The sequence below is a fragment of the Pseudomonas sp. Sample_23 genome (genome assembly GCF_004307595.1).
GTDB classification, from domain to species: Bacteria; Pseudomonadota; Gammaproteobacteria; order Pseudomonadales; family Pseudomonadaceae; genus Aquipseudomonas; species Aquipseudomonas atacamensis.
This window is the reverse complement of sequence record NZ_RCNX01000006.1, coordinates 28,529-37,517: the sequence shown is the minus strand read 5'-3', so window position 1 is coordinate 37,517 and position 8,989 is coordinate 28,529. Positions and strand designations below refer to the sequence as shown.

9 protein-coding genes are annotated in these 8,989 nt (G+C 60.3%); 7 read left to right on the top strand and 2 right to left on the bottom strand.

The window, feature by feature from the left end:
* Positions 1-180: 180 nt before the first annotated feature.
* The 4 genes from efeU to efeO (D8U82_RS01410) are packed head-to-tail and all read left to right on the top strand — an operon-like array spanning position 181 to position 4,380.
* The gene (gene efeU, locus D8U82_RS01425) at positions 181-1,020 is read left to right on the top strand and encodes an iron uptake transporter permease EfeU (protein WP_041480384.1); all 840 of its coding nucleotides are present in this window, start codon (positions 181-183) and stop codon (positions 1,018-1,020) included.
* 8 nt (positions 1,021-1,028) lie between these two features.
* The gene (gene efeO / locus D8U82_RS01420; RefSeq protein WP_130901521.1) at positions 1,029-2,213 is read left to right on the top strand and encodes an iron uptake system protein EfeO; all 1,185 of its coding nucleotides are present in this window, start codon (positions 1,029-1,031) and stop codon (positions 2,211-2,213) included.
* A gap of 17 nt (positions 2,214-2,230) precedes the next feature.
* Positions 2,231-3,529 carry an iron uptake transporter deferrochelatase/peroxidase subunit gene (gene efeB / locus D8U82_RS01415; protein WP_130887280.1) on the top strand — a complete coding sequence of 433 codons (1,299 nt, stop codon included), beginning with the start codon at positions 2,231-2,233 and terminating at the stop codon, positions 3,527-3,529.
* A gap of 26 nt (positions 3,530-3,555) precedes the next feature.
* Entirely contained in the window at positions 3,556-4,380 is an 825-nt protein-coding gene (efeO, locus tag D8U82_RS01410; protein ID WP_130901520.1) for an iron uptake system protein EfeO, read from the top strand.
* Positions 4,381-4,500: 120 nt separating this feature from the next.
* Here efeO (D8U82_RS01410) and pssA read toward each other — a convergent pair whose 3' ends face one another.
* The gene (gene pssA, locus D8U82_RS01405) at positions 4,501-5,844 is read right to left on the bottom strand and encodes a CDP-diacylglycerol--serine O-phosphatidyltransferase (protein ID WP_130887281.1); all 1,344 of its coding nucleotides are present in this window, start codon (positions 5,842-5,844) and stop codon (positions 4,501-4,503) included.
* A 215-nt stretch (positions 5,845-6,059) separates the two neighbouring features.
* On the opposite strand from pssA, the gene D8U82_RS01395 reads away from it, so the two are divergent.
* The 3 genes from D8U82_RS01395 (at position 6,060) to D8U82_RS01385 (ending at position 8,189) form a co-directional block, all read left to right on the top strand.
* Positions 6,060-6,623: a TetR family transcriptional regulator gene (locus D8U82_RS01395; protein WP_122698296.1), complete on the top strand. Its 564-nt coding sequence runs from the start codon at positions 6,060-6,062 to the stop codon at positions 6,621-6,623.
* A gap of 54 nt (positions 6,624-6,677) precedes the next feature.
* A complete protein-coding gene (locus tag D8U82_RS01390; RefSeq protein WP_130901518.1) occupies positions 6,678-7,157 on the top strand; it encodes a nuclear transport factor 2 family protein in 480 nt (159 codons plus the stop codon).
* A gap of 252 nt (positions 7,158-7,409) precedes the next feature.
* Positions 7,410-8,189, top strand: coding sequence for a TSUP family transporter (locus D8U82_RS01385; protein ID WP_130901517.1), 780 nt, complete (start codon positions 7,410-7,412; stop codon positions 8,187-8,189).
* Here D8U82_RS01385 and nudC read toward each other — a convergent pair.
* Positions 8,157-8,987: an NAD(+) diphosphatase gene (gene nudC / locus D8U82_RS01380; protein WP_130901516.1), complete on the bottom strand. Its 831-nt coding sequence runs from the start codon at positions 8,985-8,987 to the stop codon at positions 8,157-8,159. The two genes, D8U82_RS01385 and nudC, sit on opposite strands and share 33 nt — an antisense overlap.
* Between the last annotated feature and the right edge of the window lie 2 nt (positions 8,988-8,989).

Sequence of the window (8,989 nt, the reverse complement as noted above, 5' to 3'; positions counted from 1 at the left end):
TATCAATCGAAAGGGGCAGTTATCGCTTGAGGATAATCATAGAATCTCCCACAGTAACTCGGCGATTCAAACATCGCAGTTGTTCAGCTAAGGTTCAGCTAAATGTCAATGAATGCCATTTGGGAATGAGTGTCATTATGTTACAACTTAGCCTCCTATCTAAATCGCTGTGGCTCGCCAATGCTCGTTCCCTTTTTGATCATGTTGCGCGAAGGCATCGAGGCCGCGCTTATCGTCGGCATCATTGCCAGTTATTTGCAGCAGACCGGCCGTGGTCAATGGATGCCAGCGGTATGGATCGGCGTCTTCCTCGCCGCTGCCCTTGCCCTGCTGGTCGGCGGTGGCCTGGAGCTGGTCAGTGCTGAATTCCCGCAAAAGCAGCAGGAGTTGTTCGAAGGCGTGGTCGGTCTGGTCGCCGTGGGCATTCTCAGTTCGATGGTGTTCTGGATGCGCAAGGTCGCGCGGTCGATCAAGCACTCGCTTCAAGCCTCGCTGGATCAGGCGCTGACGCAATCCAGGCATCAGGTGATTGCATTGATCGCCATGGTCTTCTTCGCCGTCGCTCGCGAAGGCCTGGAAACGGTGTTCTTCCTGCTCGCCGTGTTCCAGCAAAGCGAAGGCCCGGGCGCACCGATTGGCGCCCTGCTCGGCCTGATTCTGGCGGTGATCGTCGGTTTCCTGATCTACAGCGGCAGCATGCGCCTCAACCTCTCGGCGTTCTTCAAGTGGACCGGATTGTTCATCCTCGTGGTCGCCGCCGGGATTCTCGCCAACTCGGTGCAGGCGCTGCATGAAGCCGGGCTGTGGAATCACCTGCAAACGGTGCTGTTCGACTTCAGCGCGACGCTGCCGATGGACGGCCCGCTGGGCTCGGTGCTGGCCGGCATGTTCGGTTATCAGGATGCACCGACCGTCAGCACCTTGGGCGCGTACCTGATTTATCTGCTGCTGGCACTGGTGATGTTCTTCATGCCCGCGCCTCGCCAGGCGACGCCAACCACTTCCGTTTCCAGCCAATAAGGCCCTTCATGTCTACTACCCAAACCCCTCCGGCCCTGCGTTGGGCGCTGGCCGGCTCGGTGCTGCTGATGGTCGCCGCCGGCGGGCTGTTCTGGTACGCCTCGAACATGGCCGCCGCCAAGCGTCAGCACAACCATGACGAAATCGTCGTCAACATCCACCCGCACAGTTGCGAGCCGAACGCACTGACGGTGCCGGCCGGCCGCGCCAGTTTCCGCATCGTCAACCGCTCCGAGCGTGCGGTCGAGTGGGAAATTCTCGACGGCGTGCTGGTGGTCGAAGAGCGGGAAAACATCGCGCCGGGCCTGAGCCAAGTGATCAACGCCAACCTGCAACCGGGCGACTATGCAATCACTTGCGGCTTGCTCAGCAACCCGCGCGGCACCTTGCACGTCACACCGACGGCCGCTTCCGATGCCGCCGCCAAGGCCAAGCCGTCGATGGTGGCGTTCGTCGGGCCGCTGTCGGAATTTCGCGTGTATCTGGCCGTTCAGGGCAGCGCGTTGATCAAAGCGGCGACGGCGCTGAATCAGGCGATCGCCAGTGGCGATCTGGCGCAGGCGCAAGCGTTGTACCTGCCGGCGCGTGCCGCTTATCAGCGCCTGGCGCCGGCGGCGCAGCGCCTGGCCGAGCTCGACAATCGAATCAATGCCCGCGCCGATTATTTCGAAAAGCGCGAGCAGGATCCGGCCTTTGTCGGTTTCCATCGCCTCGAATACGCGCTGTTCCAGCAACGCAAACTCGACGATGTCGCGCCGATTGCCCAGCGCTTGCTCGCTGACGTCACCGTCCTCAAGCAACAGTTGCTCGCGCAGTCGCTGCCGCCGGAGCAATTGGTCAGCATCCTCGTGCGTAACCTCAACAGCCTCGCCGATGTGCGCGCCGGCAGCGGCGAAGAGGAACGCTACAGCCACAGCGATCTCAACGGTTTCGCCGCCAACACGCAGACTGCGCGCAAGGTCGTCGACCTGCTGCGGCCGATGCTGAGCAAATCCGCCGCTGACGTGTTGGCGAATGTCGACCAGGCCATGAGTGACTTCGACAACCAGCTCAACGCGTTCAAATCCGCCGATGGCTACGTCAGTTACGACGCCGTGACCGCCGCGCAACGCCAGCAGATCGCCGCCAAAGCCAAGGCTCTGGCCGCGGCAATGGATGGCATCGACCCCGCCCTCGGCCTTTCCGGCCTGTAAGCAGAAGACCACGACAGATGAACGATTCAGAACCTCTCAACCTGCAACGACGTCGCGTGCTGATGGGCATGGGCGCCGCCGGTGTCGCCCTTGCCGGATCGGCGCTGAGCTGCCCGGCCATGGCCGCGCAGCCTGCGCAAGTCACCGAAGCGCCGAGCAGCGACAAGACCGAAGACCGTCACGACTTTCACGGCGTACACCAGGCCGGCATCGTCACCCCGCGCCCGGCCTCCGGAATGCTGGTGGCGTTCGATGTGCTGGCCAGCGATCGCGAAGACCTCGAGCGGCTGTTCCGCACCTTGAACGAACGCATCGCGTTTTTGATGAAGGGCGGCCCGGTCGCGCAGGTCGATCCGAAACTGCCGCCGCTGGACTCCGGCATCCTCGGCCCGGTGGTCACCCCGGACAACCTGACCATCACCGTTTCCGTCGGCGATTCGCTGTTCGACGAGCGCTTCGGTCTGGCGGCGGCAAAGCCCAAGCGTCTGCAACGCATGGTCGGCTTTCCCAACGATGCGCTGGACGCCGATTGCTGCCATGGCGACATCAGTCTGCAGTTCTGCGCCAACACCGCCGACACCAACATTCACGCCCTACGCGACATCGTCAAAAACCTGCCTGACCTGCTGCTGGTGCGCTGGAAACAGGAAGGCAGCGTCCCGCCGCAAGCGCCGGCCAAACCCGGCGTACCGGCGCAGTCGGCGCGCAACTTTCTCGGTTTTCGCGATGGCTCGGCCAACCCCGATTCCAACGACGCCAAGGCGATGGAGCGGATTGTCTGGGTACAACCGGACAGTGACGAACCGGCCTGGGCTGCCCACGGCAGTTACCAAGCGGTGCGCATCATCCGCAACTTCGTCGAGCGCTGGGATCGCACGCCGTTGCAGGAACAGGAAAGCATTCTCGGCCGGGTCAAGAGCAGCGGCGCGCCCATCGGCGGCCACAAGGAAAGCGAAGTGCCGGATTACAGCAAAGACCCGGCCGGCAAGCTGACCAGGCTCGACGCGCACATTCGTCTGGCCAACCCGCGCACCGCCGCGACCCAGGCCAATCTGATCCTGCGCCGGCCGTTCAACTACTCCAACGGCGTCAACAAGAACGGCCAGCTCGACATGGGCCTGCTGTTCATCTGCTATCAGGCCGATCTGGAAAAAGGCTTTATCACCGTGCAAACCCGACTCAATGGCGAGCCGCTTGAGGAATATCTCAAACCGGTCGGCGGCGGTTACTTCTTCACCCTGCCCGGCGTGACCGGCGATGACGATTTCATCGGTCGCTCGTTACTCGCTGCGACCTCTCAAAACAAAACCGCATGACACCCAACCGACACTGGAGCCGCCCCATGAAAAAGACGCCACTCGCGTTATTGCTGACCCTTGGTTTGCTCAACACCCCGCTGGCGGCGTTTGCCGCGACTGCACCGCTGGATCTGGTGGGACCGGTGTCGGACTACAAGATTTACGTCACCGAAAAGCTCGATGAACTGGCCAGCCACACCCAGCAGTTCACTGACGCGGTGAAGAAAGGCGACTTGGCGACCGCGCAGAAGCTCTACGCGCCGACGCGGGTGTATTACGAGTCGATCGAGCCGATTGCCGAGCTGTTCAGCGATCTCGATGCGTCCATCGACTCGCGTGTCGACGATCACGAAAAAGGCGTAAAGGCCGAGGACTTCACGGGCTTTCACCGGATCGAATATTCGTTGTTCGCGGAGAAATCCACCCAAGGCCTGGACGCATTGGCGGACGGTTTGAACAAAGACGTGCAGGATCTGCAAACCCGTGTGGCCGGTCTGACCTTCCCGCCGGAGAAAGTCGTTGGCGGCGCTGCTGCGCTGTTGGAAGAAGTGGCGGCGACGAAGATTTCCGGCGAGGAAGACCGCTACAGCCACACCGATCTGTATGACTTCCAGGGCAATATCGACGGCGCCAAGAAGATCGTCGATCTGTTCCGCCCGCAGATCGAACAGCAGGACAAGACGTTCGTAGCGAAAGTCGACAAGAACTTCGCCACGGTCGACAGGATTCTGGCCAAGTACAAGACGGCGGATGGCGGGTTTGAGACCTACGACAAGGTCAAGGACAACGACCGCAAGGCGCTGGTCGGGCCGGTGAATACGCTGGCGGAGGATCTTTCGATGATGCGCGGGAAGTTGGGTCTGAATTAAATCTTCAGCGCCTCATCGCGGGCAAGCCCGCTCCCACAGGTATCTAGGTGTGCACAGGCTTTGTGAACGACATCGAACACTGTGGGAGCGGGCTTGCCCGCGATAGCGATTTCAGCAGCGCTAGAGAATCCGGTAGAGCAACCGCTCAATCCTCACCCGACTCACCCGCTTGAGAAACTTCGCCACCCCTGCCGGGTAATCTGGCAGTGTCTCCAGGGTCTGGAAACTGTCGATCCGCGTGGTATGGCGGAAGATGTTTTCCAGCTCTTTCGCCCGTGGCTCCAGCCATTCGCCTTTCGGATCGTCGATCAGCAGCGCGTTTTCCAGATCCAGGCGGAACGCCCGTGGGTTGAGGTTGTTGCCAGTCAGCAAGGTGTAGCGCTGATCGATCCACATGCCTTTGAGGTGATAGGTGTTGTCACCGTCGCGCCACAAGTGCAGGTTCAATTGGCCGCTGTCGATGCTGTGCTGATGGCGTTTGGCGAAGCGGCGCAGGCTGATCTCGTACAGATACGGCAGCGCGGCGATCACCTTGAACGGCTCGCTCGGCGGAATGTAGAAATCGTTGGCGGTCTTGTCGCCAACCACGATGTCGATCTTCACACCCCGGGCCAGCGCTCGGTTGATCTCACGGATCACGCCCAGTGGCAGGTTGAAGTACGGCGTGCAGATGGTCAGCTGCTTCTGTGCGCTGGCGATCAGTTCGAGAATCGCCCGGTTCAGCGGGTTGTTCTTGCCGACGCCGAGCAGTGGCGTGACCGATAGACCTTCTCGGCTGGTGCTGCCGGCGCCGGTGTCATAAGTCGCGTATTTCAGACGGCTGCGCAGATCGCCGATGTCGTTGCGCAGGCTGCGGGTAGTCGGCAGGTTGGGCAGGTCGAGGCGGTGCACGGCTTTCGATTCGATCAGGCCATGCTTGACCAGGTGATGCATCGAATCCGCCAGCTCGCGACTGTGCAGCACGTGGTAACGGTCGAAACGGTACTTGTCGAGTTTGTGCAGATAGACGTTGTTGAGGCTGGCGCCGCTGTAGACTACCTTGTCGTCAATCACGAAGCCTTTGAGGTGCAGCACGCCGAACAGCTCGCGGGTCTGCACCGGCACGCCGTAGATCGGCACTTCGCTCTGGTGCGTGCGGGTCATGTCCTGATACCAGGCGGCGTTGCCCGGCTGCTTGCCGGCGCCAATCAAACCGCGCTGGGCGCGCAACCAGTCGACCACCACGGCGATTTCCAGCTCGGGACGCTTGAGTTTGGCCGCGTGCAGGGCATCGAGGATTTCCTGACCGGCTTCGTCCTGCTGCAAATACAGCGCGACGATGTAGATGCGCTGGGTCGCTGCGGCGATTTGCTCGAGCAGGCAGCGTCGGAATTCGGCAGCACTGGACAGAATGCTCACCGCCTCGGCGGTCAGCGCGAAGCTGCGCAGTTTGGGCAGCAGAGAACGTTTGAAAAGCAACGGCATAAGGCTCGCAAGGTTCGATTCCGAAGAGTTTGAGAGCTTACACCATCGTCTGCGCCGGGTCTTGTCAGTGTCCGTAATGGCCCCTTCGCGAGCAGGCTCGCTCCCACCGTTGAAATGCATTTCCCTGTGGGAGCGAGCCTGCTCGCGAAAGCGTTTTCACACACGCCGAAGAAATTCGCTTGACCAAGGAGAACACTCGTTCTACTGTTAGCCACATGAACGAATCAATCAGCAATGACACACGCGACATCATTCTGGATGTCACCGAAAAGTTGATCTACAAAAGTGGCATCGCTGCCACCAGCATGGATCTTCTGGTGAAGACTGCCGGCGTCTCCAGAAAAAGCATTTATCGTTACTTTGCCGACAAAGACGCACTGGTTGTCGCGGCCCTTCAGCGGCGCGATGTTCGCTGGATGCACTGGTTCACGCATGCTGTCGATCAGGCCGAAACCCCGACCGATCGCCTGCTCAACCTGTTTACCGTGCTCAAGGGCTGGTTCGACTCGGAAGGCTTTCGCGGCTGTGCCTTTATCAACACCAGCGGCGAAACGGGTGATCCGCAGGATCCAGTGCGGCTGGTGGCCAAAGAACATAAACAGAAGCTGCTCGACTACGTGAGCAAGCTGTGTACCGAATATGGTGCCGAGGATCCGCAACTATTGGCCAGACAGTTGCTGATCCTGATTGAAGGCGCCATTACCGTAGCGCTTGTGATGGGTGATCACAGTGCCGCCGATAATGCGCAATGCATGGCGCGAAAGTTATTGGGCCTGTAACTCTTAATAAGCCGGACTTGTTGTTCATACATCAAATGAATCAGGAGATTGAATATGTCGACTGCAGCCCAGGTACGTCCGCCATTGCCGCCATTCAACCATGCGTCAGCGATCGAGAAGGTGCGTCTGGCCGAGGATGGCTGGAACAGCCGCGATCCAGAGAAGGTGTCGCTCGCTTACACCCTCGATACCAAGTGGCGCAATCGCGCCGAGTTTGCCAACAGCCGCGAAGAGGCCAAGGCATTTCTGACGCGCAAGTGGGCAAAGGAACTCGATTATCGCTTGATCAAAGAACTCTGGGCCTACTCCGATACGCGTATCGCCGTGCGTTATGCCTATGAATGGCACGACGATTCGGGCAACTGGTTCCGCTCGTACGGTAACGAGAACTGGGAGTTCGATGAACACGGCCTGATGTTCCAACGCTATGCCTGCATCAATGACATGCCGATCAAGGAAAGCGAGCGCAAATTCCACTGGCCGCTGGGCCGCCGGCCGGATGATCATCCGGGGCTGAGTGAACTCGGTCTCTAAAGCCAACCCACCCCTGTGTAGGAGCTGCCGAAGGCTGCGATCTTTTGATCTTGATTTGATCGTTCCCATGCGCAGCAGCCGGAACGCTCTGCGTCCCGGAAGATCGCAGCCTTCGGCAGCTCCTACACAGGAATGTATTCCACACTGTAATTGACGACGGCATGCTCTGGCTCGCCGCAACAGTTCGATACAGGTAACATAACCGCCCTCCCCGCAGCCCACGTTCTGCGCCTTGCCGAATAAGCCGACTCCATGCCTTTCGAACTCAGCGTTGACCTCACCACCCTGGCCATTCTGGCTGCTGTTGCTTTCCTTGCCGGTTTCATCGATGCCATCGCTGGCGGTGGCGGTCTGTTGACCACGCCAGCGCTGCTGACGGCGGGCCTGCCGCCGCATCTGGTGCTGGGCACCAACAAGCTGAGCTCGACCTTCGGTTCGGCGACCGCCAGCCTCACCTTCTACAAGCGCAAACTGTTCCACCCACGTCAGTGGACCCACGCCATTGTCGGCACCTTGGTCGGCGCGCTGACTGGCGCGGTGGTTGCGCATTACCTGCCGGCCGAATGGCTGAACAAGATGCTGCCGGTGATCGTTTTCGCCTGTGGCCTGTATTTGCTGTTTGGCGGCACGCCGAAAGCGCCGCTGGACAGCGACGCGCCGATCAAAAAGAAATGGCAATCGACCCAAGGCTTCAGCCTCGGCTTCTACGATGGCGTGGCCGGCCCCGGCACGGGCGCGTTCTGGACAGTCAGCAGTCTGCTGCTGTACCCGATCGATCTGGTCAAGGCCAGCGGCGTGGCGCGCAGCATGAACTTTGTCAGCAACATCGCGGCGCTGTCGGTGTTCATCTTCTCCGGACAAGTCGACTGGATCATTGGCTTGTGCATGGGCCTGTCGGTGATGGTCGGGGCTTTCTTTGGCGCGCGCACCGCGATCAGCGGCGGCGCCAAATTCATTCGTCCGGTGTTCATCACCGTCGTGCTCGGGCTGACTGTGCGCTTAGCCTGGCAACACTGGTTCAGCGTGGCCTAAGCGCCGCGCCACATATACGTCGATCAGGTAACGGGCAATCGAACGCGACGCTGGCAACGGCGGCAACTCGTGCACGTTGAACCACTGAGCGTCCTCGATCTCGTCTTCCTGACAGACAATCTCGCCACCGGTATATTCGGCATGGAAGCCGAGCATCATCGAGTGCGGGAACGGCCAGCACTGGCTGCCGATGTACTGGATGTTCTTCACTTCAATCTGCACTTCCTCGCGAACTTCGCGAATCAGGCAATCCTCGGCTGATTCCCCCGGCTCGGCGAAACCGGCCAGCGTGCTGTAAACCCCGGTGACGAAACGCGGCGAGCGTGCCAGAAGGATTTCGTCGCCACGGGTAATCAGCACGATCATGCTCGGTGAAATGCGCGGATAACTGCGCAGCTCGCACGGCTGGCAATACATCGCTCGTTCGCGCGGTACTTGTGTCATCGGCTGGCCACAGTTGCCGCAGAAGCGATGCTCTCGTGCCCAAGTGCCGATCTGTGCGGCATAACCGAGCACTTTGTACAGCGTGTGATCGCCTTCGAGCATGAACGCCCGCAAGCCTTTCCAGCCGCAACCGGGCACTTCGCTGACACTGCGCAACTCGAGCAGATAGACCGGTTCGCCATCCAGATGACCAATCCCATGCTCGGCGAGGACTGAAAGGTCCTGGCGCTTGAGCCATTCGCGCGGGAACAGTGCGCCATTGTCATCGAACAGAAAGCCTTCCGGGCTGCGCGCTACGGCCCAGCCGCCGGGTTGATCGGTGTCGAGTACTGCAGTGGTCCAGCGAGAGGTCATGG

Excerpts from the sequence above, each read along its gene's own strand:
- D8U82_RS01385 (WP_130901517.1), top strand. The coding sequence starts at position 7,410 with ATGCCTTTCGAACTCAGCGTTGACCTCACCACCCTGGCCATTCTGGCT.
- efeO (WP_130901521.1), top strand. The coding sequence starts at position 1,029 with ATGTCTACTACCCAAACCCCTCCGGCCCTGCGTTGGGCGCTGGCCGGC.
- nudC (WP_130901516.1), bottom strand. The coding sequence starts at position 8,987 with ATGACCTCTCGCTGGACCACTGCAGTACTCGACACCGATCAACCCGGC.
- pssA (WP_130887281.1), bottom strand. The coding sequence starts at position 5,844 with ATGCCGTTGCTTTTCAAACGTTCTCTGCTGCCCAAACTGCGCAGCTTC.
- D8U82_RS01390 (WP_130901518.1), top strand. The coding sequence starts at position 6,678 with ATGTCGACTGCAGCCCAGGTACGTCCGCCATTGCCGCCATTCAACCAT.
- efeU (WP_041480384.1), top strand. The coding sequence starts at position 181 with ATGCTCGTTCCCTTTTTGATCATGTTGCGCGAAGGCATCGAGGCCGCG.
- efeB (WP_130887280.1), top strand. The coding sequence starts at position 2,231 with ATGAACGATTCAGAACCTCTCAACCTGCAACGACGTCGCGTGCTGATG.
- D8U82_RS01395 (WP_122698296.1), top strand. The coding sequence starts at position 6,060 with ATGAACGAATCAATCAGCAATGACACACGCGACATCATTCTGGATGTC.
- efeO (WP_130901520.1), top strand. The coding sequence starts at position 3,556 with ATGAAAAAGACGCCACTCGCGTTATTGCTGACCCTTGGTTTGCTCAAC.